22 protein-coding genes and 4 pseudogenes are annotated in these 24,594 nt (G+C 60.4%); 12 read left to right on the top strand and 14 right to left on the bottom strand.

Annotated elements, in window-relative coordinates:
- Nucleotides 1-101: 101 nt before the first annotated feature.
- On the top strand, nt 102-1,127 hold the full coding sequence (locus QA639_RS13655; protein WP_283090044.1) for a glycosyltransferase family 4 protein: 1,026 nt from the start codon (nt 102-104) through the stop codon (nt 1,125-1,127).
- Here QA639_RS13655 and QA639_RS13650 read toward each other — a convergent pair.
- From QA639_RS13650 to QA639_RS13635, 4 genes are all read right to left on the bottom strand, one after another.
- Nucleotides 1,103-3,325, bottom strand: a complete 2,223-nt coding sequence (locus QA639_RS13650) for an exonuclease domain-containing protein (protein WP_283090043.1) — start codon at nt 3,323-3,325, stop codon at nt 1,103-1,105. The two genes, QA639_RS13655 and QA639_RS13650, sit on opposite strands and share 25 nt — an antisense overlap.
- Nucleotides 3,326-3,432: 107 nt before the next feature.
- Nucleotides 3,433-3,615, bottom strand: a complete 183-nt coding sequence (locus QA639_RS41770) for a hypothetical protein (protein ID WP_346283731.1) — start codon at nt 3,613-3,615, stop codon at nt 3,433-3,435.
- A gap of 135 nt (nt 3,616-3,750) precedes the next feature.
- A complete protein-coding gene (locus QA639_RS41765) occupies nt 3,751-4,065 on the bottom strand; it encodes a hypothetical protein (protein WP_346283730.1) in 315 nt (104 codons plus the stop codon).
- A 331-nt stretch (nt 4,066-4,396) separates the two neighbouring features.
- The gene (locus QA639_RS13635; protein WP_283090042.1) at nt 4,397-4,609 is read right to left on the bottom strand and encodes a hypothetical protein; all 213 of its coding nucleotides are present in this window, start codon (nt 4,607-4,609) and stop codon (nt 4,397-4,399) included.
- A gap of 50 nt (nt 4,610-4,659) precedes the next feature.
- On the opposite strand from QA639_RS13635, the gene QA639_RS13630 reads away from it, so the two are divergent.
- The 4 genes and pseudogenes from QA639_RS13630 (at nt 4,660) to QA639_RS13620 (ending at nt 6,820) form a co-directional block, all read left to right on the top strand.
- Nucleotides 4,660-5,115 carry a hypothetical protein gene (locus QA639_RS13630; RefSeq protein ID WP_283090041.1) on the top strand — a complete coding sequence of 152 codons (456 nt, stop codon included), beginning with the start codon at nt 4,660-4,662 and terminating at the stop codon, nt 5,113-5,115.
- Nucleotides 5,112-6,059: a non-homologous end-joining DNA ligase gene (ligD, locus tag QA639_RS13625; RefSeq protein WP_283090040.1), complete on the top strand. Its 948-nt coding sequence runs from the start codon at nt 5,112-5,114 to the stop codon at nt 6,057-6,059. The genes QA639_RS13630 and ligD overlap by 4 nt, the downstream gene beginning before the upstream one ends.
- 262 nt (nt 6,060-6,321) lie before the next feature.
- A pseudogene (locus QA639_RS41760) lies at nt 6,322-6,384 on the top strand (hypothetical protein); the annotation flags it as partial.
- Between the two features lie 121 nt (nt 6,385-6,505).
- A complete protein-coding gene (locus QA639_RS13620; RefSeq protein WP_283090039.1) occupies nt 6,506-6,820 on the top strand; it encodes a site-specific integrase in 315 nt (104 codons plus the stop codon).
- A gap of 13 nt (nt 6,821-6,833) precedes the next feature.
- On the opposite strand, the gene QA639_RS13615 is transcribed toward QA639_RS13620, so the two are convergent.
- The 5 genes and pseudogenes from QA639_RS13615 to QA639_RS13595 all read right to left on the bottom strand — a co-directional run.
- Nucleotides 6,834-7,691, bottom strand: a complete 858-nt coding sequence (locus QA639_RS13615) for an SDR family oxidoreductase (RefSeq protein ID WP_283090038.1) — start codon at nt 7,689-7,691, stop codon at nt 6,834-6,836.
- Between the two features lie 148 nt (nt 7,692-7,839).
- Nucleotides 7,840-7,998: a hypothetical protein gene (locus QA639_RS13610; protein ID WP_283090037.1), complete on the bottom strand. Its 159-nt coding sequence runs from the start codon at nt 7,996-7,998 to the stop codon at nt 7,840-7,842.
- 98 nt (nt 7,999-8,096) lie between these two features.
- Nucleotides 8,097-10,622: pseudogene (locus QA639_RS13605) on the bottom strand (excinuclease ABC subunit UvrA).
- Nucleotides 10,623-11,151: 529 nt separating this feature from the next.
- Nucleotides 11,152-12,423, bottom strand: coding sequence for a DUF892 family protein (locus QA639_RS13600; RefSeq protein ID WP_283090036.1), 1,272 nt, complete (start codon nt 12,421-12,423; stop codon nt 11,152-11,154).
- Between the two features lie 230 nt (nt 12,424-12,653).
- A pseudogene (locus QA639_RS13595) lies at nt 12,654-12,770 on the bottom strand (Rieske (2Fe-2S) protein); the annotation flags it as partial.
- Here QA639_RS13595 and QA639_RS13590 point away from each other — a divergent pair.
- Nucleotides 12,735-12,932, top strand: coding sequence for a hypothetical protein (locus tag QA639_RS13590; protein ID WP_283090727.1), 198 nt, complete (start codon nt 12,735-12,737; stop codon nt 12,930-12,932). The pseudogene QA639_RS13595 and the gene QA639_RS13590 overlap by 36 nt on opposite strands.
- Nucleotides 12,933-13,002: 70 nt before the next feature.
- Here QA639_RS13590 and QA639_RS13585 read toward each other — a convergent pair.
- Nucleotides 13,003-14,059, bottom strand: a pseudogene (locus QA639_RS13585) (NAD(P)/FAD-dependent oxidoreductase).
- A gap of 182 nt (nt 14,060-14,241) precedes the next feature.
- Here QA639_RS13585 and QA639_RS13575 point away from each other — a divergent pair.
- Both QA639_RS13575 and QA639_RS13570 read left to right on the top strand, forming a co-directional pair.
- Nucleotides 14,242-14,757 carry a YciE/YciF ferroxidase family protein gene (locus QA639_RS13575; protein ID WP_283090033.1) on the top strand — a complete coding sequence of 172 codons (516 nt, stop codon included), beginning with the start codon at nt 14,242-14,244 and terminating at the stop codon, nt 14,755-14,757.
- 73 nt (nt 14,758-14,830) lie between these two features.
- A complete protein-coding gene (locus QA639_RS13570) occupies nt 14,831-15,346 on the top strand; it encodes an inorganic diphosphatase (RefSeq protein WP_283090032.1) in 516 nt (171 codons plus the stop codon).
- Nucleotides 15,347-15,373: 27 nt separating this feature from the next.
- Here the strand turns inward: QA639_RS13570 and QA639_RS13565 are convergent, their stop codons facing one another.
- Both QA639_RS13565 and QA639_RS13560 read right to left on the bottom strand, forming a co-directional pair.
- Nucleotides 15,374-16,774, bottom strand: a complete 1,401-nt coding sequence (locus QA639_RS13565; RefSeq protein ID WP_283090031.1) for a carbohydrate porin — start codon at nt 16,772-16,774, stop codon at nt 15,374-15,376.
- A gap of 207 nt (nt 16,775-16,981) precedes the next feature.
- Nucleotides 16,982-17,227, bottom strand: coding sequence for an isochorismatase family protein (locus QA639_RS13560; protein ID WP_283090030.1), 246 nt, complete (start codon nt 17,225-17,227; stop codon nt 16,982-16,984).
- Between the two features lie 439 nt (nt 17,228-17,666).
- Between QA639_RS13560 and QA639_RS13555 the strand changes: the two genes are divergently transcribed.
- Entirely contained in the window at nt 17,667-18,269 is a 603-nt protein-coding gene (locus tag QA639_RS13555) for a CarD family transcriptional regulator (protein ID WP_283090029.1), read from the top strand.
- Nucleotides 18,270-18,387: 118 nt separating this feature from the next.
- On the opposite strand, the gene QA639_RS41755 is transcribed toward QA639_RS13555, so the two are convergent.
- Nucleotides 18,388-18,570 (bottom strand): hypothetical protein, encoded by a 183-nt coding sequence (locus tag QA639_RS41755; protein WP_346283729.1) that lies wholly within the window; start codon nt 18,568-18,570, stop codon nt 18,388-18,390.
- An 802-nt stretch (nt 18,571-19,372) separates the two neighbouring features.
- Between QA639_RS41755 and QA639_RS13545 the strand changes: the two genes are divergently transcribed.
- A complete protein-coding gene (locus tag QA639_RS13545) occupies nt 19,373-21,265 on the top strand; it encodes a PAS domain-containing sensor histidine kinase (protein ID WP_283090028.1) in 1,893 nt (630 codons plus the stop codon).
- Entirely contained in the window at nt 21,255-21,869 is a 615-nt protein-coding gene (locus QA639_RS13540) for a response regulator transcription factor (protein WP_283090027.1), read from the top strand. The genes QA639_RS13545 and QA639_RS13540 overlap by 11 nt, the downstream gene beginning before the upstream one ends.
- Nucleotides 21,870-22,263: 394 nt before the next feature.
- On the opposite strand, the gene QA639_RS41910 is transcribed toward QA639_RS13540, so the two are convergent.
- Nucleotides 22,264-22,497 carry a DUF6894 family protein gene (locus tag QA639_RS41910; protein ID WP_411781362.1) on the bottom strand — a complete coding sequence of 78 codons (234 nt, stop codon included), beginning with the start codon at nt 22,495-22,497 and terminating at the stop codon, nt 22,264-22,266.
- A gap of 318 nt (nt 22,498-22,815) precedes the next feature.
- Between QA639_RS41910 and QA639_RS13535 the strand changes: the two genes are divergently transcribed.
- Nucleotides 22,816-24,081, top strand: coding sequence for a DUF1236 domain-containing protein (locus tag QA639_RS13535; protein WP_283090026.1), 1,266 nt, complete (start codon nt 22,816-22,818; stop codon nt 24,079-24,081).
- The last annotated feature ends 513 nt before the right edge of the window (nt 24,082-24,594 follow it).

The following is a 24,594-nucleotide window of genomic DNA, read 5'->3' as shown; positions in this document are numbered from 1 at the left end:
AGCGCAAGACCGGAGTGGACGCTGCTGGTCATTGCTGAACTCGCTTCAGCGGCCATCGTCTTACTCCTCGGAGCGATGCTTCCTATCTAACGGATCCATTGATGCGCATCGCTCAACTTGCTCCCCTCGCTGAAAGTGTGCCCCCGAAGCTCTACGGAGGCACCGAGCGCGTGGTGGCGTGGTTGGTTGACGAACTGGTCGGGCTCGGACACGACGTCACGCTGTTTGCAAGTGGAGATTCCAGGACGAAGGGCAAGTTGCATCCCGTATGGCCGCGCGCCCTGCGCCTAGGACGTAAGGGCGTCGATCCCAGTGCAGCCTGTGCCATGCTCCTGGAATCCGTTGCGCGACGCGCGAAGGACTTTGATGTGATCCACGCTCACATCGATTGGCTGCCGCTTCCGCTGCTTGGCCGGCTCTCCGTGCCCTTCCTGACCACAATGCATGGCAGGTTGGACCTCCCGGGCCTTCCGGACGTTGTGCGCCAATTTCCGGACGCGGGGTTCGTCTCGATCTCTGAACATCAGCGGCTGCCGCTTCCAGGGGCGAACTGGATAGCGACAATTCAGCACGGGCTGCCATCGCATCTCTTCAACCCGTCGAATGAGCAGGGATCCTATCTCGCGTTTCTCGGCCGCTTCACCGCGGAGAAAGGTCCCGAAGATGCAATCCGAATCGCACAGGCGGCTGGAAAGCCGCTGCGAATCGCGGCCAAGATTCCTCGCGGTGAGACCCGATACTTCAAGAAAACCATTGAGCCGCTGATCGATGGCCGAGCGGTTCACCTGGTGGGGGAAGTCGATGAGGCAAAAAAGCAACCTTTTCTGGCCAACGCGGCGGCCCTCCTGTTTCCGATTGATTGGCCCGAGCCGTTTGGTCTCGTCATGATCGAGGCCATGGCTTGCGGAACGCCCGTGATCGCCTACCGATCCGGCTCCGTGCCGGAAGTTGTAGAGGACGGTGTAACGGGCTTCATCGTCGAGAATGTAGACCAGGCGACAAGAGCGGTGGCCGAGCTCGGTCGGTTGGATCGGAAGAGGATACGCGCCCGGTTCGAGGCGCGCTTCTCCGCGAGCCGGATGGCGAGAGAGTACGAGCAAGCCTACCGCGGCCTAATCGCCACCTGAAGGGCCCCCCTTTCACCTGCCCTGAGTGCGGTTAAGTGGCCACTTCCACCGACGGCGCCGGGGGTCTCCGCGGCGCGCTTGCGATTTATCAGGTTCAGTAGCCTGGCAGCGGCGCGGGCGTCGCACAGCGCGCGATGGTGATCCTCGACCTCGATGCCGTAGATCGCGCAGAGCTTGCCGAGAGCATAAGATTTGTGTCCAGGATATCTGCGACGCATGCCAGCGCAAGTACAAAGCTTCGGAAAGCGGAAGCGCCGCTCCAGCCGTTCGTATTCGTACGATAGAAAACCATAATCAAAGTTCACGTTGTGGGCGACGAAGATGCCGTCGCCCATGAACGTCATGAAGCTGTCCGCGATGTCGGAGAACAAGGGCGCGTCTCGAACCATCTCGTTCGTGATGCCGGTCAGTTGCACAATCCTAGCCGGGATCGACCGCTGCGGGTTCACCAGTGAATGCCACTCGTCGACGACTTCATGATTCTGGACCTTCACTGCGCCTATTTCGGTGATGCGGTCGCCCGATGACCACGCGCCGGTAGTCTCGATGTCGACGATGACATAGTCCTGCTCCGGATCGAACCGGTAGTCCACGCGGCCGATTTCGGTCGGGATCCCGGCATGTGCGAGCTGGCGAAGACGCGTGAGCTGGTTGCGCCGTATGGCGTCGCCTTCGGCCTTTACCTCCACGAACGTGACCTTGCCGTCGCGGACGTGCATCAGGTCGGGAAACCCGTCCCGCATGCCACGAAAGTCGTCACACATCGTTCGGAGGATTTCGGCAAGGCCGGACGCGCTTGTGCCCTCGAACAAGACCCGCAGCGCCGCCATCTGGACGTGGTCCCAGGAGAAGATGCCATTGAGACGCCCCCATCTGGCGGCAACGGTGCGGAGAACGATCGGCAACCCACCGCCGGATCCGAGCGCCATGAGCTTAGCATCGATCTGCGTGGCAAACCGCTTGCGGAACGTGCGATCGCGCAGGCAGTGCGGGATCCAGTCGAACCCACTGGTCATCTGGCCGGACTCGAAAAGCTCGTCCCAAAAAAGAAGTCCAAACAGCGAAAGCCAGAGCGTGTTCTCGGCAAAGAACACTTGTCCGCCCTGACGCCGCAGCACTCCGGCCACGCCCGCCTCGGGATTTCCGCGATGCGTGTCGTCAACCGTGATCGTGCGTCCCGCCCGCAGAAGGTCGGTGCACAACCCGGTCCGTCGTCCCCCGAACTTGCGGGCGTAGAAGTCGCCGGCGAACAGATGCTCGTCGTCGCTCTCCGGATCGTCGATCATCTGCCGCAGCAGATCCTCCGTCGCAGACTTGTCGCCCCGCGCATGCAGGAGCCGGACGAGGCGCTCTCGGCATTCGGCGGAGCCGCCAAAGCGGTAGAGTCGCTCTGCGAGATCCTTGTCGCCCTGCCTTTCAAAGAACTGCCCAACCTGGCAGGCCGCACGGCCCGCAAGGTCCGTGGCATATTCGGTCGTCCGTTCCGGTCCCTCTAGGATGTCTACAGCAGCCTTCTCGCATATCTCGGCGGAGCGGATTTCGATGCGGTCCAGCACCTGACTGTAGTGGAAGCACGCATGCGCCTCTTTGGCATCGGCGAAGCGTGCGCTGAACGAAGTTTCCCGATTAGTCCGCAGCACACCGAGGTCGCGAAGCGCGAAGTTCTTCAGATTCTCGGCGGTCTTCCCAAAATACAAGTAAAGCAGGAACTCGATCGGTCGGGTATCGGCCAGCGCGACGAAGCTCTCGCCGCCGCAATGCTCGACCGCTACGGCAAAGGGAATCCGAGCGACGAAGAAGTCGACGAAGACCTGCTTCGACCATGACGCCCGGACCTCGGACCCGAAGCCGGCAGCGCGGGCCCCGTCAAGAAGCGCAACCTTCGTGAGGCACGCGACGAAAGCGGAATAGTCCTGGCTTGCCAGCGCGCGGACGTGGCCGCAGTCCATGAGCGCGTCGGTCGCGGCCTGGATGTCGGAGATCTCGGCGTATCTGAACAGCGCGCGATTAAAGATCGCGCCGCGTCGGTTGACCATACGGATCAGAAGGCATTGCGCGTCGTGCGATAGGCCATGGAAGCACGCGACAAATGCGCGATGCTCCTCAGTCAAGATTTCGCCGTAAGTCCTCTCTGCAAACTGCAGCATCTCGACGAAATGATCGCGATAGTAATACGTCGGTAGGACGGGAAGCGTCATCCGGGGACCTAATCTTCTGGCTCCGCATCGTCGCTATCGCGTGCAGGCACCGTTCCTTTTTTGTTCTAGGGCGCGAATTTGTCAAGCGGCCCGCGGTCTGGAAGCGTTCAACGGGTTCCACCAACGCGTGCACGCTTGAGGGCGGCCTCCAAGCGCGAGCTCTCCTTTTTCCAGCGCTCGTCGTCGACCCGAAGCTTATTTTCCAGCACGTCGATCTGAGCGCGGATCTGGGCTACGCGCCCCTCGTGTCGTTCGCGCGCTACATCCAACGTCAGCTGCGCTTTCTCCATCGCCAGTTGCCTGCGCTTGCGCAGTCGGTCGCGCGTGGCCTGCTCCTTTGCTCGCTGGCGATCTCGGTGCCGCTCCCCAAGCTCATAGGCCGCTGCAACCTTGCGTTCCGCCGCCGGATCGGACTGTCGCTTGGGTCAAGTAGCTTGGGGCCGCTTGCCGGCCTTCGCCTTCGCGGTCTTTTTGGACGCATTTTCCACTTCCATCTCGGTCGGGAGATCCGCACGCTCCCTGAAGGCGCCGCGCGATCCGACCGGGCGCTTCAGGACGAGGCCCGGCGCAGCCATCATCGCCGCGACGATGTCCGGATCGTCGGTCTCTTTGGCCGCTCCCTGATGGAAGAGGTTGCTGTCGGCTCCCCAAGCCACCAAGGCGGCTTTCATCGACCGTGCAGCGATCGCCTGGTCGAAGAATCCCAGCGAGGTCACGAAGGTTTTCAGCTTTCTGGCCATCTGCTTCAGCGTATCATGTCTGAGGCGCCGGACGGAAAATCCACTCACGCCACATCGCCAGAAGCGCCGCCATGATAACCGGCCCGACAAATCGTCCGATCAGGCCAAACGCGGCTAGGCCGCCGAAGATTCCGATAAAGGCCAGCAGGAACGGGAGCCTTGCAGCGCCGCCGACGCCGACGGCCCTGCCATGACTCGGCGCGAAACACGACCCTGGCGCTCTTGCGCGCGCCCGGGGCGAGCGGCAGCGGCTTCCGTATCTCAGCGCGAGCGGTCACAGCTTTGGATTTCTTCGCGCCTGCTTTCGTAGCATCTACCATGGGCGGCGCATCTAACGCGGACCTTTAGCGTGGCGCGGCGGACGGTCGGCAGAAGAAACGGGCGATGACACCGAGCGCTTGCGCCGGCGAATGCGGACCACGAGGACTTCGCCGGCAATGGACACGGGCCTACCGCCGCGCTTGCTGCGCCAAGCAGCCGCGTCGGCCTCCAGGCTGGGGGATCCGGCGGCCTCCCCGCCGCGGTCTTCGATGGTGGCGCGCATCTCGTCTCCCTTCCCCATTGCCCGCCGCATAAAACCGGCAGAAGTGCCCTATGTTCCAGCGTCCGGAACGTCCGGACGTCGTCGCAGTTAGCTCGGCAAGGAGACGTCCGCGCATGAGCCTGCGACGGTCGATCGAAGGTCTTGGACCCTACCCTTCGCTGCTGCTCTTGGCGCTTCCGATCGCGACGGTCGAGCCGCTGAAGCTTGCTGCCGTGGCGCTGGCGGGCAAGGGTCACTGGATCACCGGCACGGCGATGATTGCAGCCTGCTACGCCTTCAGCCTCCTGATCGTCGAGAGGCTGTTTGTCATCGTAAAGCCGAAGCTCTTGAGGATTTCCTGGTTCGCAAGGCTGTGGGAAGGATTCATCTCCGTCCGGGTCCGGGCCCGCTTGTGGCGGGTCCTCAAGCATTGTATCGGACTTCGCCCTGACCGAGGTTCTTCCGCGCCCTCCCCACGGCCTTGGCACACCGAGCCGTTCTCCGACCGACGGTATCCCCGGAGATGAGCCGCAAGTCGACACTGCCAAAGCGCCTACAGCCGATGCTGGCCAGTTTGACCGAGGCGCCCTTTGACGATCCCGGCTGGGTGTTCGAGGACAAGTATGACGGCTTCCGGATGGTCTCGGATATCCGCCGCGGCAAGGTCGCGCTTTACAGCCGCAACGGCAAGATCATCAGCCACTCCTACATCGAGGTCGCGAAAGCGCTCGAAGGCGTGAGGCGCGACGCGGTCATCGATGGAGAACTCGTCGCCATCGGCCACGACGGCGTCTCGCATTTCCAACTGCTGCAGAATGCGCTGCGCCACGAAGCCAAGCTGTTGTACTGCGCATTCGACCTTATGTTCGCGGACGGCGAAGACCTGCGCGAACTGCCATTGATCGAACGCAAGAAGCGGCTCAAGACCATCCTGCCACGCCACAAGCTGATCGCGTTCAGCAAACACCGGAAAGGCAGCGGAAAGAAGTTTTTCGCCGAAGCCGAGCGCAGACACCTCGAAGGCATCATGGCCAAGCGCGCCGACAGCCCTTATGTGTCCGGCAGCCGTACGGCAGACTGGCTGAAGGTAAAGACTGCGCAGCGGCAGGAGGTCGTGATCGCGGGCTTTACGGCGCCGCGCCGCACGCGGCCGTACTTCGGCGCGCTCGTTCTTGCGGTGCAGGAGGACGGAGCGTGGAGGTACATCGGACACGTCGGCACCGGCTTCAACCACCAGATGCTCGAGGAGCTCCATGGCAAGCTCGTGAAGCTGAAAGCCGCCAAATCGCCCTTTCCCGCCAAGGTGAAGAACGAGGCCGTCACGACTTGGGTCCGGCCGTCCTTGGTCGCCGAGGTGAAGTTCGCGGAGTGGACGAGCAAAGGCGAGCTCCGCCAGCCGGTCTATCTCGGGCTTCGCGCCGACAAGATGGCGAACGACGTCGTGCGCGAACGGCCGCGGGCAAGAAGATAGCTGCCGAAGGCCGCCGCGGTCCGCAGCGCGGAACCAAATGCGAATCCAACCTTCTCCTATCGAGGACTTTGATCGCTGCGCTATCCGGCAAGGACGCGAAGAACGTTGCGGAAGGCAAGGACCGTGAGATTCTGGACCGGACGGCCTTCGTCGCCGCCGCTATCGCGGAGGACGGCCTACGCTAGCGACGCGACGCCGGGCTACCGCCGCAAGCGCACCGACACGTCGTTCTCCTACTACGACAAGGACGGCATGCGCGTCACTGACAAGGCTGTTCCGCCGCATCAAGTCCATCGGCATCCCTCCAGCGTACGAATTCGTCTGGATCCGTTCCACTTCCAACGGCCACATACAGGCGACCGGTCTCGACGCGCGCCAAACGCAAGCAATACCGGTACCATCCGAAATGGCGCGAGCTCCGCGAGCAGAGCCCATACGAGCATGTTATGCAGTTTGCGAACACCCCGCGGGCCTTGCGCGCTCGCGTTGCGTCGGACATGAAACTGGACGGCCTCCCCCGCCAGAAGGTATTGGCGACAATCGTGAGCCTGCTCGAGAAGACGCGCATTTGTGTCGGCAACGCAGAATACGCGGAGAAGAACAAGTCCTGCGAGCTGACGACGATGCGGCGGAGGCACGTGAGGATCGGGCGAGGCGTACTAGGCTTCGACTTCATCGGCAAGTCCAGCAAAGCAATGGACGCTGCAGATAGAAGACAGGCGCACCTCGGCCATCGTGAAGCGCTGCGCCGGGATGCTTGATGCCGGCCATATCTCAGATGAAGGGCTTGCCCCCGGTCACCGCGACGGTCGTGCCCGACGTATAGCTGGACAGAGGATCGGCGAGCATCACGTAGGCTGTGGCGAGCTCCGCCGGCTGGCCAGCCCGCTTCAGCGGCACCTGCTTGCCAAAGTTCTTTACGGCGTCCTCTGGCATCGTAGAGGGAATGAGCGGGGTCCAAATCGGACCGGGCGCCACGGCATTCACCCGAATGCCCCTGTCCGCCAACATCTGGGCGAGGCCGCCGGTAAAGTTCTGGATCGCGCCCTTCGTCGTCGCGTAGGCAAGCAGGATCGGGTTCGGCATGTCGGAATTCACCGATGCCGTATTGATGATTGCGGCTCCGGGCTTCATGTGTGGGACCGCGGCCTTGGCGAGGTAAAACATCGCATGGATGTTCACCTCGAAGGTCATGCGCCATTCATCGTCGCTGATCTCGCCGATGTCAGCGAAGGTCGCCTGATGCGCGGCGTTGTTGACGAGAATGTCGACGCCGCCAAGTTCCCGAACGGCGCGGCTGACGACGGCGCGGCAATGATCGGCCGAGCGGAGGTCGCCCTCGACACGGATGGCTCTGCGCCCTTCCTTCTCGATCAGCGCCACAACCTCCTTCGCGTCGTCGCTCTCGTCGAGGTAGGCGATCAGGATATCTGCGCCCTCGCGGGCGAACGCGACGGCGACCGCGCGCCCGATGCCACTGTCGCCGCCGGTAATGATGGCACGCCTACCTTGAAGCCGTCCCGCGCCCTTGTAGCTGGTCTCACCGTGATCCGGACGCGGATCCATCTTCTTGGTCGAGCCCGGCATGGGCTGTCGCTGGCTTGGGAATGGCGGCTTGGGATAATCGGGCATAGTCCTCGCCTTCACTTCGTCTGGACGGCCTTAGCGCCTGCGGATGTCAGCGCGTCCGCGACGCGCTTCGGATCGTCGCCATGGAAGTTCGACGGACACTTCGATCGGGCCTTCGAGCTTCCCGCCCTGCTCCGCCTCGGCGCTGTCTTCACGACAACACCGGCCGGTCGATCGCCTGACGTGTTGTCGGCGTCGCCGGCTGTACGAACACGTAGGTCCTCTGGACGCCGCATTCCTGCACCACGTGCTCAACCGCGAGCTCCGCCGCGCGGCGGGTATCGAATTCGGCGATCGGAGTGCGTTCCATGCGTGTCTTTTTCCGGCGTACGATGGCAAACAACCAATCGGGCGCACCGCTGTTCCTACGGAGCTAGGCCCCCGTCGCAGTGAAGTTCCGCCAATAAGTCAGAGGGCCCGCTTCAAATATTCTGCTGTCCGGCTCCCGGAGGCAGCAACTCGATCCGGCGGTCCGCACGCCACGATGCGGCCTCCTCTGTTTCCGGCGCCAGGGCCGACGTCTACGATCCAGTCGCTCTCCGCTGCAACCGACATATCATGCTCGATCAGAACGACGGTGTTTCCCGCCTCGACGAGGCCTTGCAGCTGACTACCGAGCTTTGCGACGTCGGAGGGATGCAGTCCAGTTGTCGGCTCGTCGAGCACGTATAATGTACCGCCCCGATGAGCGCGTTGGAGCTCGGTGGCAAGTTTGACGCGTTGCGCCTCTCCTCCTGAAAGTTCGGTGGCCGACTGACCGAGCCTAATGTAACCAAGCCCAACCTCGCGCAGAACGCCCAGAGAGCGAGAAAGAACGTCATCGTCTCCAAAGAACTCAAAAGCCGCGTCGACGGTCATCGCCAGCACGTCGGCGATCGACTTGTGCCGTATCTTGATCTCGAGCGTCTTCGCGTTATAGCGAGCGCCCCTGCAGGTCGGACACGGAGCATAGACGCTCGGAAGGAACAGCAGCTCCACGCACACGTAGCCTTCGCCTTAGCAGGTTTCGCAACGGCCCTTGGCCACGTTAAAGGAAAATCTGCCCGCGTCGTAGCGCCTGGCACGCGCCTGCTTCGTCCCGGCGAAAAGCTTTCGCACGTGATCGAGCAAGCCGGTGTAGGTCGCCAAATTGGACCTCGGGGTCCGCCCGATCGGCTTCTGATCGACCACGACGAGCCGCTTGACGTGGTCCAACCCTTCCGTGATCTCCCCACTCAGCGTTCTCACCGTCTCCTGCAATTCAACTTCTTCCGGATCGGTCTCGCGGCGCTGACCCAGCGTCTCCGCGATCGCCTCGACGAGAAACTGGCTGATGAGAGTGGACTTGCCCGAGCCCGAGACGCCAGTCACGCAGGTAAGGACGCCGAGAGGAAGATCGGCATTGAGACAGTTCAGGTTATTCCGCGTCACGTTCCGCAGCTTCAGCCAGCCGCTCGGCCGACGGACTTTGCGTTGCGGTTTTGCGGCGTCTTCGAACAGATAGCGGCGTGTTTGGGAAGCCTCCACTTCTGCCAAACCGGCAAGGCACCCGCTGTAGAGGATTCGACCGCCCCGGTCTCCCGCAGCGGGTCCGACGTCGACGATCCAGTCGGCCTCGCGCACCACGTCCAATTCGTGCTCAACGACAAAAAGCGAGTTTCCCGATGCCTTCAGGCGTCCGAGCGCCCGCAGGAGCGCTTCGGTGTCCGCCGGATGCAAGCCCGCAGAGGGTTCGTCCAGCACGTAGACGACCCCGAACAGGTTCGATCGGACTTGCGTCGCGAGCCGCAAGCGCTGCAGTTCGCCCGGCGATAACGTCGGCGTGTTGCGCTCCAAGGTCAGATAGCCGAGGCCGAGATCAAGCAGAACTTCGAGACGCTCGACGAGATCCTCGACGATTCTCTGAACGACAAGCACCTTTTCTGAATGACCGTCGGTTTCGTCCCGTTTGCTTCCGTCGATGTATGGTTTGATGAGCTCGTCGAGCTTTCCCAACGGCAGGCGAGACATCTCGGCGATGTCCATTCCCGCGAATTTGACCGAAAGTGCTTCCGGCTTTAGCCGCTTCCCGTCGCAGACCGGGCAATCGTCGCTCGACAGAAACTCCGCTACAAGCCGCTTCATCATTGCGCTCTGCGTAGTGGCATATGTCTGGAGTACGTATCGGCGAGCGCCGGTGAAGGTGCCCATATAGCTTGGCTCCTCCTTGCGCTTCAGGGCTTTTCGCGTCTCGGCTGCGGTGTACCCCGCATACACAGGTACGGTCGGCTGCTCGTCCGTAAAGAGAATCCAGTCACGATCCTTCTTCGTAAGCTCGCGCCACGGCCTGTCGACGTCGTACCCCAAGGTGACAAGAATGTCCCGAAGGTTCTGGCCCTGCCAGGCGGAAGGCCAGGCCGCGATGGCGCGCTCGCGGATCGTCAGAGTCTCGTCGGGTACCAGACTTCGTTCGACGACCTGATGAACTCGCCCGATGCCGTGGCAGTTCGGACAGGCGCCTTCCGGCGTGTTAGGCGAGAAGGACTCCGCGTAAAGCAAGGGCTGCCCGCGCGGGTATCTTCCCGCCCGCGAATACAGCATGCGCAAGAGGTTGGACAGGGTAGTGACGCTTCCGACCGACGACCTGGTCGTCGGCGAACCGCGCTGCTGCTGAAGGGCTACCGCCGGCGGCAATCCCTCGATTGTGTCGACGTCGGGCACCTGCATCTGATGGAATAGGCGACGTGCGTAAGGTGAGACGGATTCGAGGTAACGGCGTTGAGCCTCTGCGTATAGCGTCCCGAACGCTAGAGAGGACTTGCCGGATCCCGACACCCCCGTGAAGACCACGAGCTTATTGCGCGGGATGTCGAGCGAAACGTTCCGGAGGTTATGCTCCCGCGCTCCGCGGACACGGACGAAAGCGTCGGCCGTCCCGGAAGTCAGTTCTTCACTTGTTTCGGCTTTCCCGTCCATAGGGAGGTAAAAGCCCGGCCGCATCGCGTGGTTCCCGAGGGACACCAACTGCACTGCACCTCTCCCTCAGCGTCATACCCACGTGACGGCGATGCCAACAGGAGAATTTACAAACCGAATGGCTCTCATTGTCCTTCCGGTCGGGGAACATCCCGGACCATTGCGGCCGGCCGGGTCGCCAGGGTGCGTCAAGGAACCATGAAGGAATACGCTTGTAGCGTCTGATAGTCCGGCAAAGTCGTCGACACGGAAAATGCGCGACGCGGCATGCACTCCGAGACCTCGCACGTTTGCATCTGAAACTACTAAAACCAGCTCGAAGCCGACGATGCGCGCTACTCGCGGGAAGGCCGATAAAGAAGGTGGCCAGTGATATTTTGCCATGGTCGCCTTCAACGAAATACAATCCTGTTCGTCATGGACAGGAAAGATTGACGACATCTCAGCGCCTCCAACTGAACAGAAAGCGCTGGCGACTGACGCTAGCAGCGCTTGCGGCAGTTAACGCAGCAGTGCCGCCTTTGGTCTACTATTCGGTCTGTTCAACCACAGCCGGCATCTTCGCGACTGACATCAACGATCGGGCGACCTGGTTGAGCAACTGGTCAGCGTTTTCCTCTTCCGCGAGTGATTTCGACAACAGGCTAACAATGGCGCTATGGCGAAGCTGCTGAGCAAGGTTGCGCGCGGTCGTGTAGCCAGCAATCTCGTAATGCTCGACGCGCTGGGCCGCGCCGATCAGAGCAAGGTCAGCCGCGGCATCTTCCTTTTTCTCACCCTCGTCCATGATTTCTTGACCTTCTTCGACAAGGCCTGTCATTCCCTTGCAAGGCTTGGCGCGGCCGGGCTTGCCGAGCAACTCAAAGCATTCGTTTATCCGCTCGATCTGCGTTTCGGTCTCGCCGAGATGCTGTTCGAACAGCTCGCGCAATTGATCGAAACGCGCCGCTTCCGCCATCTTGGGAAGCGCCTTCGTCAATTGCTTCTCGGCGTGCAAGATATCGCGGAGTTCGTCGACCAGCAGATCGCCAAGGCCGGCCTCGTCAACCGGCGATGAGCTTTCGGTGACGATAGCTGACGCGGGCCCGGGTTCGCCGGCCTGGATGGCTGGCGATTCCGTGAAAACCCATTCCCCGCCCTCGTTCCAGGCCCCGCGCGTATCGATCTCGCCGTGATCGCCCGTGCCCGTGGAGTCGTTGAAGAACTGATCGACAAGGCCGGGCGTAGGCGCGAGACGGCCGATGCTGAAGGCCGGCTTGCTCATGCTTTCGAGCGCGAGCGAAAAAGCCTTCATGTGGGTGATTTCGCGGGTCATCAGGAATTGCAGCGCATCCTTGGTGCCGGCGTCGTCGCAGAAGTTGATGAGACGTTCGTAAACGATCTTGGCCCGCGCCTCGGCGGCGATATTGCTGCGCAGATCAACGTCAAGTTCGCCGGTGATCTTCAGATAATCGGCGGTCCAGGCGTTACCTTGCGAGTTGAAGAGGTTCACCCCACCCCCACCCGCGATCGCGATCAGCGGATCGGCCTCCGCCGCCTGGCGGTCGAATTTTGCTGGCTTGAGATGCATGCGCGCCAGTGTACCGACGACCTCCAGATGGCTCAGCTCCTCGGTGCCGATATCCATCAGAAGGTCCTTGCGATCGGGGTCTTCGCAATTGAGGCCCTGTATCGAATATTGCATGGCGGCCGCGAGCTCGCCGTTGGCGCCACCAAATTGTTCAAGAAGCATATTGCCAAAGCGGGGGTCCGGCTCATCGACACGGACCGTGAACATAAGCTTCTTGACATGGTGATACATCGGAGGCCTCGGGCTGCAGGAAGATCTAATCCCGAACGGACAGGCGCTGTGGTTGTTCCTATCGCTGTCCAGTGACGAAAGTCCCACACCAAGAGACGTTGCAAAAGCATATCCTCTCGCTGCAGACCGGCCTCACGCCCTCGCTCGGCAGATTCTTTAGGCCTCCACGGGTCCAAGGCGGACACGGCCGGCGCATTGATGGGCTGCCCGTTTGGCGCAAAGATCGAGCCATGGCACGGGCAGTCCCAGCAACTCTCAAAACTGTTCCAGTGCAGATGACAGCCAATATGGGTGCAACTGGCCGAGTGAAGATGCAGCTCGCCACCCATGTCCTTGTAAGCAGCAATCTTTTCGAGACCTTGACGCAGGATGGCACCCTCGCCCCGCCCAAGCTCTTCGAGCGAAGCGATTTCGCCGGGCGCCACATACTCGGCGAGGTTCTGCAGAATCGTCATATTCTCGCGCAAGAAATTCCTGGCCGCCGCGAGCGATTTGCGATCGGCGTATAGACCGGCTTCCACGGATGATCTTCGCCCATAATGAGGGACGCGTTTAGCATCGCACCCATCCCTCCATGGGTCAGACCCTGGCCTGAATCGCCCATCGCGAGGTAGATGCGCCCGCTACCGGGCTCGCAGCCGATAAAGCCGGCATAATCGATCGTATCGAGAACTTGGCCCGACCAACGATGGTGATACGGCCAAGGGCCGGGATCAATTCGCGTGCCCAGCTTTCCAGCCGTGCAAAGCGCTGCTCGGCGTCATTGGCCTCGCCGCTCTTATGGTCTTCGCCGCCGACAAGAACACAGTCATGATCGCCGGCGCCCGTTTGCAGCCGCACATAATGGTAAGGATCTTCCGTATCCCAATAAAGCGCGTCGGCAAGTTCACCCCGCGCGACGGCAAAAGCGAGCACGTAGGTACGGTAAGGAGCGACTTTGGTATGGAGTTGAAAGCGATCGGCGATAGATGCGTTGGTCGCGATCACGGCGTGTCCGGCAGTGATCTGTCCTTGGGCGGTTCGCAGCGTAATGCCGCCGTCCCGCTCCGCGACGTCTTCGACTGGACTATTGGCAAAGAAGCGCACGCCGCCGGCCTCGCAAACGGCGGCAAGACCCGCGAGATATTTGAGAGGATGGAATCTAGCCTGGCGCGGATACCGGAGCACAGGCCGGTGCTTGCAGCCTTTGAGCGGGACGCCAACCAGCCGATGGACGGGCGCGCCAACCTCGCGCACCGCGTCCAGTTCCTCATCGAAGATGTCGGCCGGCATGCCGTTGCCCTGGAACAGATAGCCGTCCAGGCGACGAAAGTCGTAAGCGATCTTCTCTCTTCTGGATCTGCTCGATGCGGTCGACGGCGGCGGCCTGACTTTCGTAGAAAAGCTTCGCGTTCTCAGCACCGCGCAGTTTTCTGAACTCGCTCATCAGATCGTCGCAAAGCGGCGCTAAGTGCACCGACGTGCGCGCTGTCATACCACTTGCGATACCTTTACGGTCAATGACAATGACAGATTGACCGCGCTTCATCAGTTCATAGGCCGTCGAGACCCCGGCAATACCGGAGCCGACGACGGCCACATCGCACTGCACCTCGCCCTTGAGCGTGGGCGCCCCGGGCCGGACCTCGGTCTCCATCCAGAGCGAGCTACTGACCATCCTGGACTCCATGCAAAGAGACAAAATACCGCCTACTTACGCGGGTTCCTGCAAGCGTGGGTAGCCCTTCGCCGCAGTGATCGCGCGGCCGGAAGCAGCGACAGCCAGGAACAAAGCTCTGCCGCCGCCGTTCCATCGCATTGAATTCGAGGAGGGACGCCATGGGAATATTCACGAAAGACATCAAGACGATGGATGACCTGCTGCTGCATAGTTTGCAGGACATTTGTTACGCGGAGCAGCAGATCACCAAGGCCTTGCCGAAAATGATCGACAAAGCGACCAACCGTGATCTGGCAACAGGACTCAAGAACCATCTCGAGGAGACCAATAAGCAAATCGAGCGTCTCGAGAAGGTCTTCGAGAAACTCGGCCAATCGCCAAGCGGCACGCAATGTCCGGCTATCGACGGTATCATCAAGGAAGCCGATGAGACCGCCGGCGAGATCGAGGACAAGACGGTGCTCGATGCGGCGATCGTCGCCAACGCTCAGGCCGTCGAACATTACGAGATCTGCCGCTACGGCACGCTGATCGCTTGGGCGGAACAGCTCGGCCGCGACGATATCGTGCGTTTTCTGACGACGAACCTCAACGAGGAGAAGGTGGCTAACACCAAGCTCAACACAGTTGCGCTGCGCAAGGGCGTCAACAAAAAGGCCTCGACCGTCGCCTGATCCGGCGGGCCTGACGGATCAATTTTCTGTCGGACCGCTTGCTCCTTTCGAGGCCCAATCGATCGACGGCACCATGACCAATCTAACCAAACTGCCGAGCTGGGCCGACGACGGCAATATCTTTGCCGTGGTCGAGACGCCGCGCGGCAGTACCTGCAAGCTCGATTTCGACCCCAAGCTTGGCGTTTTTTCCCTGGCAAAGCCGCTGATGGCGGGTCTGACCTATCCTTACGATTGGGGTTTTATTCCCTCGACCAAAGCCGAGGATGGAGACCCCCTGGATGTGCTGATCCTGCATGATGCGCAGACTTATCCGGGGGTCGTGCTGCGCTGCCGTCCCATCGGCATTCTCGAAGTCGAGCAGAAGAGAAAGCGCAAGACCGAGCGAAACGACCGCATTTTTGCAGTACCTGACCGGTCGCCGCTCGAGACGGATCTCAAGGACATCCGTAATCTCCCTTCCCGTGCGCGCGATGATCTTGAGCAGTTTTTTCGGGCGACGAACGCGCTGGAGAACAAGGACCTGAAATTTCTCGGCTGGCACGGGCCGAACCGGGCGACCAAAACCATCAAACGGCTCGCCCGTTAACCCACGGTCCTTACAGAGGGGGGCGGACTAGAACTTCAGGGTCGTTCGCAAGCCAAGCACCGTTGCATTGTGAAGAACCTTGCCGGGCATCGCGCTGGAAGGGCTGGTGGCACCTCCGCCAGGGTGGATGATGTATTGAAGACTGGGCTGCAACGTCCAGCCGTCCTTGATCTGATATTGATACGCGGCTGTAAAAAGCCCCTCGAAACTCCGCACCGGCCAGACAGGATCGACCAATGTGCGGTAATCCACATCGAGCGCCTGTGCGCGTTTCGACACATGCGCATAGCCGGCCGCGATCCCGAACTTGTCGTCGGGACGGTGATCGTCGAGCCCGATGAATTCGATGCCGGCGTCGGCGTAGCGATCGATCAGATTACGGTCTGCTGGTGCACCCGAGACGCGCGCAAAAATGCCGATGCCGCGATCATCGCTTTTCGGTACACGATAGATCTTCTGCTCAAACACCATCCAGCCGCCGATATCGCCGGACAGGAGAAAGGGTTCGCCGGTGCTGGTTGGGGAGGCAAGCGAGACACCATTGGATGCCAATCTCTGATCGGCGAAAGACCCAAAATGTCGCCAGCCGCCGAATTTGATTTGGCCGGCAAGATTTGGATCGCCCTTTTTGTTGTTCCACGCATACTGGATCTGACCGAGCAGGAGGGGTGGATCGTTGACGCGAAAGTTGAGGCCATATCGGTTGCGCTCTTGCGGATCACCGGGGCCAGGTCCAGCCTGGTCGCCATCGAAGATGCCGCCAAGAACAGACAACTGGTCGGTGAAGTTGACGAGAAGACGGGCTCCCATCGCGGCCAATGGCGGCGATGGACCGCCGCTCGGCAGATCCAGCGAGGTGATCGCTGGCCAACCCATCGAGGCGTTTGTCAACACGTCGGTGTATTTCGTGTTGAAGAACTCGCTGTCGGCCGCGAGTTGTCCGACTTTTAGCGAGACTTTCTTGTTGTCCCACCGCTTTTCGAAATAGGCCTCATAGAGACGGGTGGATGGCAACGCCTCGATGCCGCTGACCACGAAATAATTCTGCAAACTGCCGCGCGACAGGCCGCCGCCATGGATCTGGAACATGTTGGCATGGAATGTTAGTTGGTCGAGACCGGCGAGCTTTTGCAGGTCCAGATCAACGGCAAGGTTCAGGCGCCCTTCATAGACAGACCCCTGTTTCAATCCGCCGGATGGATTGCCCAACGTTTCGCCGATATAGGTGGCTGCAAACTTGACGCCGTACTTTTGCAAAGGATTAGGGAGAAGACCAAGCGTCTTTTCCTCCACGGTGCTTTCGCCCGTGTCGGGGTCGGACGGCTTATCCTCGTCGGTCTTCTTGTCCTCCTGGGTGGCCGCTGTCCCCGCCGCAAGCAACGTGGCGGCGAGAAGTAGTTCTCCAAGGCGCCTCCTGGTACGTCTCACAGTTTCGATCCTGAGCGGCGGGATGCAAGCGTATCGAGCCATGTGGTCGCCTTGAATTCAAGTCCACTGAGCTGCGGAGCGATATTGCCGTGAATCACCTAACCTAGGTTAAGACGAAACGAAAAGTTCCCGTCGGAATCGGGTGGGCGGTCATCGACCGACCAACGCAACGGAGCCACCTCGATCTTCAAGCTGAGGCGTCCTGGTCTAGAGATTGAGCAGCGCGGCACGGCTTTCATCGGAGCAGCTGCAGAGCCATTCCAGCATCACGCGATAGCCACGATCAACCGTAGCCAACGCGGTTGCCAACGCAAAGACGTCCGTCTCACCGCCGGCAACGATCAGCGTGTCTACCTGACGCTCATTCAGGAAGGAATGCAGCCTCCCATTCCCGCGCGCCAGATCGAAAAGCGAGCCCGGGTCACCCGCCATCGTGACAAAGACATCACACAAACGAGACGTCCAACCTCAGCCACATCCTCGCGTAAAGACCGTTGCGGTACAGCAGACAATTCCTGACAGCGCACGCGCGCGCATGCCGGTGCATTGGCCTCATATGTTCGCAATTTATTCCCGACGATCTTCGATTCGTGTGGCAGTGAAAGTTCACTGTGTCTCCCATTCGCACGCCAGGTTTGTCAGACACTTGCCTGCAAGCATGGCAACTGCTGGATTCGTAGGCTGTGAACACGTTGCCAAGAAGCCACGTCATCGAACGGAATGGACATTGGCGGCGTCATTATCGTGGCGGCGCTCGCGCTCCCAGCTTATTGGTGAGGAATAATTGGGGCGACTATCTTTGAGCCCCGCCAGTTTGTTTCTAATAAGTTCATTGATCAGCGCCAGAACTGGCGGCAAGCCAATTCGAGATGTTATTGGAGCTAGTTACGAAATGAATTTTGACAATCGATCCAGGACTAACCATTCAGTCCCCACGCATTCAGCTACGACTTCTGCCGATCCAGCGAATGAAGGCCAGTGCAGTGAAACGCGCTTTGGATTCAAAGCAACTGACTCGATCGTTTACCCTGCACACGGTGTCGGACAAATCGTTGCGCTCGAAGAGCAGACGGTGGCCGGCGTTCGTCTCGAGTTCTTTGTCATCTACTTCGCAAAGAGCAAGATGACGCTACGCGTTCCAACGAGCAAAGCGACAAACACCGGTATGCGTCACCTATCCGATCCGGGCTCCATCCAGCACATACGACGAATCCTGGGTCAACCACCTCATAAGGGACGGGGCAATTGGCCTCGACTTGCTCAACAGTACGAAATCAAGATCAATTCGGGTGATATTGTCGCCATTGCTGAAGTGATGCGCGACCTCCACCGACGCGCTAACAGCCCAGACCAGAGCTACGCCGAACGGCGACTCTACACGGCGGCGGTTGATCGCTTGTCCGAAGAAGTTGCTCTTGTAAGCGGCATGACCGAAGAAGAAGCCGGGAAAGAGCTGGAAAGCCTGATGACAGCCGAGGCCAGGCGCAGCGCCTAGTCGGGGCCTTCGGACAGTCGCGGCTTTGCTTCCATCGAAAACGGCCGCGCGCGGTCAGGCGCGAGGCCAAAATTTCCGCAATGTGCCGGGCCACTTTCGCGTGGCCCCGGCGCGAATCTCATTCGGCCGCTTGCGAGAAGATGCCTCCACCCTGGGAATCGCTGGATGCATCGACCAGATCTTGCGGCTTAACCGTCCTCAGCAAGGAACGCAGCCAGTCGGTCGCGGCTAACGACTGCTTGGCAGCTTCTGCCATGTCGACCTTCTTCCTGTCCGCCAAGCTGGCCGCTTCCTCGCTCACGCCTTCGCAGACTGCCTCCAGAATACGCGCCTTGGTGACGCGTCGGCCGCCAGTAGCCCATCATATCGACGGACACGGCCTCCGCGAGCCGATCCGGGGTAGCAAGTGCCAGAGCGAGCCGAGCGGAGGGGATCGCCCCCGGCGTGATACCAAATTCGAGCCGCCCGAACGAACCAAGGGATGAAGCGTCGCGGCGGGTTCGAGTCAGTGGAGCGTTACCGCCTTTCCCCACACCCGGAAAACCTGCGGTACCTTCTGCAATCAAATCGGCCGCTATGCCACGCGGGCCAAGTTAAGCTGACGCCGCGCGTGTGTGCCCTCGACAGTCAACATACCAGTGAGGAACCCTGCCACAATCAAACTGACCCACTGCCGCCGCCTGACATCGTCATGGGCCGCAAGAAGAAGAGCCGTTCCCTCGAGAGGAACTTAGATACGGCATGAGGTCTATTGAGGCGTTGTTGAAATCGATCCGGTGAGCCGGAACGGTCGCGCGCTCCCGTCATTAACGCGAGCAGGAAGCCGTCCAAAGAGTATTCGCGGCTGGAACGTCACTAAGCGTTGGCTGCCGACGCTGCCCCTGATCGACATTCGCGGCAACAACTTAGCACGCTTGCAGATAGCTATCGCGTGCTCGCCGAAAGCGCTCGCCTTCTAGAGCAATCTGGCAAGGTCGTGAACCGGATGGTCGAGCGGAAGGAGTAACGCTGCGCCCTGGCCGCCCTTTAACCTAGCTAAATGCAAGATTGGTCAGGGGGCCTACCGTAGACCATCGCCAAAGGCCTGACGGGTCACCGTCGGAATGACCAAGCCACCACTGATTATTCTCGACGTATCGAACCCCGCTGCGTTTTCGGGAACAGACAGCATCATCATTCTGGAATACACAGACGAGGATACCGCCATGAGGGCTGCCCGGAAGTTGCCGGCCTCGCAAAATAGGTATCAAATTCATCCGGGTCGCTGCGAGGCCAGCGCAATGCCGTGGACCGATGCCCTTGCAGATCCTGATGAGTTGCGGCGTTGTATGCGCGACGTTGTCGCCCTTTCGATGCTTCCGAAGGCGTGGCGAAACTATGATTTGCGGCGGATGTGCGACAGCATCGCCGGCGCGCTATTCACGATGCTCCGCGCTGACTTTGTCCTCATTATGCCGCAGAATCATGACACTCACCTCACGGAGCTGCTCCGCTGTGATCCTGACTTGGATCCTGCAAGTGTGGATCACGTACGGGCCGTGCTGAAGCGCGAAAGAGCGACATTTGGCGACGATCAGGGGTTTATCGTCGCCAACGGATCCAGCGGCCGCAGCCTGCAGGTCGCAACCGCACCAATCGGGCTAAGCGAGTATGCTGTGCTTGCTGCCGGCTCCTTTCGCGCCGCGTTTCCAACCAAAGCGGAACGATTGCTGCTCACTATCGGGGCTAATCAGGCGGCGATCGCGTTCCAGCACTGGTTGGGCGATGCCGACAAGAGACGATTCACCATGTTGGCGCAGCGATCGACTGACTTTATAGGCATTGCCTCATTGAGCGGTCATATTCAATACGTCAACCCGGCTGGCCTACAATCGGTGGGTCTTGCCACGCCCGACGATGCATTGCGACTTCGCGTACTCGACTTCGTATCACGCGAAAACCGGCAGGTCGTCCGGAAAACGATTTGGCCCTTGGTGCTGCGTACAGGTCAATGGAAAGGAGAACTCGATCTTGTGCACTTCGGGTCCGGACTTCCGATTCCTTTCCTTGTGGATTGCTTCAGGATCGACGATCCGCGAACCGGGCAACCGATGAACGTCGCAACCGTTAGCCGCGATCTAAGCTTGGAGACTCATGCCGAGGCAGAATCGCGCCACCTCAACGAAACTCTCGAACGACGCGTGGAGCAGCGAACAATCGAACTGGCCGCGGCACACAAAAAGCTCATGGCGGAACAATTCGAACGTGAGCAATCCGATCTCCGCTTCCGGACATTGCGCGACGAAATGTTTCGTATGGCGCGCTTCACGGCAGCTGGCCACATGGCTGCGTCGATTGCCCACGAAATCTCACAGCCGCTCACGGCAATCATCAACTCGATGAATGCGACAAAACGGCTTCTGAATCGCACGGACCGCGCCAGCCTCGCGATAGCGCAGGGCGTTGCGAGCGAAGCAGCTGCCGAGGCGCTCCGAGCAAGCGAAATCCTCCGGCGGCACCGCCAGTTCGTCAGACCAGAGGAGAAGGAACGACGAATCGAAGCATTGTCTTTGATGATTGAGGAAGCCAGCGAGCTCGCGTTGGGCAGTGCTGCTTCGCCCGGGGCAAATCTCAAGTTTGAACTAGACGCTAGAGCCACGCACGCATTTGTAAGTCGGGTCCAAATCCAACAGGTCCTAGTAAATCTCATTCGCAATGCGCTTGAAGCGATGGCAGATCAGGAACAGCGCGAAATTACTCTGGCGACAAGAGTAGTAGACGATAGGATGATCGAGGTCACAGTCGCTGACATCGGCCCTGGAATCAGCGAGGATATAGCCTGCCGGCTCTTCGAGCCGTTCGTTTCAAGCAAGCACAATGGGATGGGACTTGGCCTGCCAATTTCACGCTGGATTATCGAGACGCATGGCGGACAGTTGACGGCAGAGTCAAAGGCGGGCGGCGGCACCAGCTTCCGCTTCACCATTCCGTCCGAAGGTGTAGGCGATGCCAATTGAGCGAACCGTCTACGTTCTCGACGACGACGAAGCCGTGCTTCGTTCGCTGGAACGTCTATTGAGTTCCGCCAATTTCGAGCCGGTTACCTTCGAAAGAGCGGATCAGTTCTTGGCAGCCGCCATGGGGTTCAAACCGGCATGCGTGCTGCTTGACGTGCGTCTGCCAGACACGAACGGGCTGGAAGTCCAGGCACAATTGACCCGGATGCGGAGCGACCTGTCGGTCATTATCGTCACCGCCCAGGGCGACATCCAAACGGCAGTCCGGGCGATGAGGGCGGGTGCCAGCGATTTCCTAGAAAAGCCGTACAGCGATCATGCGTTGCTTGGGGCAATCGAGGCGACATTCACTAAGGAGTCCCAGATCACGGGCGATCTTGAGGGCGCCGACGCGGTCCGGCGGGTGGCAAGCCTCAGCCCACGCGAGCGGGACGTTCTTGACGGGCTGATGGCCGGTCGTCCCAACAAGTTGATTGCATACGAGCTCGGCCTCAGCGTCCGTACCGTTGAGGTACATCGCGCGCGCATGATGGATCGGCTTGAAGTACGCCAGCTCTCAGAAGCCATCCGGCTCGGCGTCGTGGCGAGGCTTAGGCCTGGCTGATCCGCAGTAACTCTGTCCAATGGCATTGTTCGACAGGAGGAAGCCGCGCCTCTTTGCTTCGTGCCGGAAATCATCGCTGTGCTAAGATCTTAGCCTCGCTAGCACGAACGTCTCGCTAAGTCGTAATGGCTTGCGGGATCTTGCCGATCTCAGCCGTCGTCAAACGTCTTGTAACAGGCCGTTGATGTAGCAGGCAGGCTAAACAGATGGGTGATGCATCGTTCGTCGAGGCGTCGAAGAGGGCGAGCGCGATCACTCGGAGCACCACCGCGACGTACTATCAAGGCAAATGAACGCGACACGTCGACCGCGCCACCCAAAATGTGGCGGGATCAGCGCGTAGAAACGCGGCGGATCGGTGATATTGCATCGAGGCTAATGGACAGACGACAATCTACTTTTTCTCCACGACGATTTTCCCCCTGATAATATAGAGGGTTCTTGTGCCGTTGGAAATTTCTGTCGCCGCGTGAACATCAGGTTGTTGCTGGCCAAGAGCTCGACTAAGCGCACCTGGCATGCGACGCACAGCGTAACTGCATGCTGCGCCGGCGTCGTCAAGCACTACACCCTTTTGATCTATTACCGCCTGCCCGTTCAGGTGTCGATGGAAGTAAAATCGGGTCATACCAAGGAATGAGGAGGGCTAGCTTTCGTTCCAATCAACAAGATTATTCTGGCTGTCATAAACCGCAAATCAGCCCTAAGTTCCGTCAGAGTTTCCGAAAGCCGCGCCCATCACGCTTCAACAATTCGGCGCCTCGCTGACCGGCCGCCTAAAATTCCAAATCTTTGTTTGCAGCTACCTCTTCCAGGCGTCAAGAAAAGGCTGCACCGCCCGCCAGCGGGCTACCAGCCACTTGCCTGGGATTTGGTCCTCCCGCTGCGCGGATCGCCTCGGCCCGGTTGACCGTCGTCATGGTGGAACCAAACGCGGCAACCTAGTTTGCCGAACCCGAGACGGGGGGAACCAACAGGAGATTCTCCCATGAGGATTAATTGGCTTTACACGACGGCGATGGCGTTGGTGATTGGCGCCGGTCCCGCCATTGCGCAATCGCCGGAAGGTTCGCAGAAGCGCGAGGAGAGCCCCCGCGCCCAGTCACCAGCGTCTCAGTCTAGGGAAATGGACCGTCCAGCCGCCCAGTCGAAGGAGATGGATCGCGACGGCGCGGCCGATCGCATCAAGGAGCGCGCGCAGTCCGAGCCGAAGGGTGGCACCAAGGATATGCAGCGCCGTGAGGTCCCATCGCCGGACGAGCGCAGTAAGGAGGCGCAGAAGTCGCAGGGCCGCGAGTCCAAGGAACCGACCCGGCAGAGCCAGGATCAGCCCAGCCGTGGCGAGCGCGCTCCCTCGAGCACAGCGCAGCAGAAGGAACTGCAGCAGGGCCGCGATGCCAAGCCGGCTGCCGATCAGAAGCAACAGGCTGAGGAAAAGCTGCGGGGCCGCGAGGGTCAGGCCAAGCAGGACCGCGCGCAGGACGCCACCAGGCCGGCCGATACGAAGCAGCAGCAGACCCAGCAGCAGATCGATCGCGATCGCAAGGAGCAACGCGATCAGGCGGCCCGGCCCTACACGTCCTCGCAGCAGAACGCGCGGCCGGCAGACAACACACAGACCCAGAAGACTGGCCAAGAGCCGGACCAATCGAACGGCCAGACTTCCTCGGCCGCACTCAACGACGATCAGCGCCGGCAAGTCGTCGATCAGTTGCGGCGCGACAGGACTGCCACCAGCCAAAAGCTCAATGTTCAGGTCAATGTCGGCACGCGGTTGCCGCGGGGCGTGCAGGCGCGCCGGTTGCCGCCCGATATCGTGCGGATTATGCCGCAATACCGGGACTATGAGTACACGGTGATCGACAACCGCGTTGCCATTATCGATCCGCGGCGGCGCGAGGTTGTCGATATTCTCGACGACGGGCCGGGTTACGGCAGGGCAGCCGCTTACAGCCGCGATCATGTCGTCATCAGCGATGACATGCGCAGACGGTTCAGAGAATTGGTGCGGAGCTCTTCGACGACGGTCGGCTCGACCTCGCCTTCGGCCGGCGGCGGAACCTCCGCGTCGAACTGTCTGTCGCTGCAGCCGGTGCCGGAAGAACTGGCGCGCAACCATCCGGAGCTCGCCAACTACCGCTATCTCGCCATCGGCGACGAGGTGGTGCTGGTTGACCCGCAGCAGCAGAAGATCGTCCAGGTGATCGACTGAGGCTGGCTGTTCTCCCTCTTCCCGTTCTTACGGGGAGAGGGTCGGGGTGAGGAGCTGCACGTTTCCGCGGCAACCCGGTTTGCAGACACCCTGGTGGTTAACCTCGCCGACCGGCTTCCTGATATGGACATAGACGAAAACGGCGATCGCTGATTCCTCTTGAGCTTGTGCCGGCCCCGGTGCGCATCCTTTCGCGTCGGATTGAATTCGCGGACTTGGTTGCGGTTCAATGCCGCATGACGCCGATCCGCGCCAGCATCACCGGGCCGCCGCTCTCCGCCACCAGGATCAGCGCTTCCATGGCGGCTTGCCCGTCCGGCAGGGTAAGTTTCGCCTCGGGCAGCTTGCCGACGTACTCGGTGGCATCTCTGAGGGTGATGAACGCGCACCAAAGAAAGAGGCCTGAAGCGAACCTAGATCAGCCAAGTGCTGATTGCAATTACCGGCCCAGCTCAGTGCCGACAGGGCAACCCAAAAGCGCGGAATTGCCTACAAGGATGGTGAGTGCCGCTC

The organism is Bradyrhizobium pachyrhizi, assembly GCF_029714545.1.
Lineage (GTDB): Bacteria > Pseudomonadota > Alphaproteobacteria > Rhizobiales > Xanthobacteraceae > Bradyrhizobium > Bradyrhizobium pachyrhizi.
The sequence above is the reverse complement of the archived record's forward strand: the minus strand, read 5'-3'. Positions and strand labels throughout refer to the sequence as shown.

Coding starts and splice junctions, on each gene's coding strand:
- QA639_RS13655 (WP_283090044.1), top strand. CDS start 102: ATGCGCATCGCTCAACTTGCTCCCCTCGCTGAAAGTGTGCCCCCGAAG.
- QA639_RS13650 (WP_283090043.1), bottom strand. CDS start 3,325: ATGACGCTTCCCGTCCTACCGACGTATTACTATCGCGATCATTTCGTC.
- QA639_RS41770 (WP_346283731.1), bottom strand. CDS start 3,615: ATGGAGAAAGCGCAGCTGACGTTGGATGTAGCGCGCGAACGACACGAG.
- QA639_RS41765 (WP_346283730.1), bottom strand. CDS start 4,065: ATGGCCAGAAAGCTGAAAACCTTCGTGACCTCGCTGGGATTCTTCGAC.
- QA639_RS13635 (WP_283090042.1), bottom strand. CDS start 4,609: ATGCGCGCCACCATCGAAGACCGCGGCGGGGAGGCCGCCGGATCCCCC.
- QA639_RS13630 (WP_283090041.1), top strand. CDS start 4,660: ATGTTCCAGCGTCCGGAACGTCCGGACGTCGTCGCAGTTAGCTCGGCA.
- ligD (WP_283090040.1), top strand. CDS start 5,112: ATGAGCCGCAAGTCGACACTGCCAAAGCGCCTACAGCCGATGCTGGCC.
- QA639_RS13620 (WP_283090039.1), top strand. CDS start 6,506: ATGCAGTTTGCGAACACCCCGCGGGCCTTGCGCGCTCGCGTTGCGTCG.
- QA639_RS13615 (WP_283090038.1), bottom strand. CDS start 7,691: ATGCCCGATTATCCCAAGCCGCCATTCCCAAGCCAGCGACAGCCCATG.
- QA639_RS13610 (WP_283090037.1), bottom strand. CDS start 7,998: ATGGAACGCACTCCGATCGCCGAATTCGATACCCGCCGCGCGGCGGAG.
- QA639_RS13600 (WP_283090036.1), bottom strand. CDS start 12,423: ATGTATCACCATGTCAAGAAGCTTATGTTCACGGTCCGTGTCGATGAG.
- QA639_RS13590 (WP_283090727.1), top strand. CDS start 12,735: ATGCAGCTCGCCACCCATGTCCTTGTAAGCAGCAATCTTTTCGAGACC.
- QA639_RS13575 (WP_283090033.1), top strand. CDS start 14,242: ATGGGAATATTCACGAAAGACATCAAGACGATGGATGACCTGCTGCTG.
- QA639_RS13570 (WP_283090032.1), top strand. CDS start 14,831: ATGACCAATCTAACCAAACTGCCGAGCTGGGCCGACGACGGCAATATC.
- QA639_RS13555 (WP_283090029.1), top strand. CDS start 17,667: ATGAATTTTGACAATCGATCCAGGACTAACCATTCAGTCCCCACGCAT.
- QA639_RS13545 (WP_283090028.1), top strand. CDS start 19,373: ATGACCAAGCCACCACTGATTATTCTCGACGTATCGAACCCCGCTGCG.
- QA639_RS13540 (WP_283090027.1), top strand. CDS start 21,255: ATGCCAATTGAGCGAACCGTCTACGTTCTCGACGACGACGAAGCCGTG.
- QA639_RS41910 (WP_411781362.1), bottom strand. CDS start 22,497: ATGACCCGATTTTACTTCCATCGACACCTGAACGGGCAGGCGGTAATA.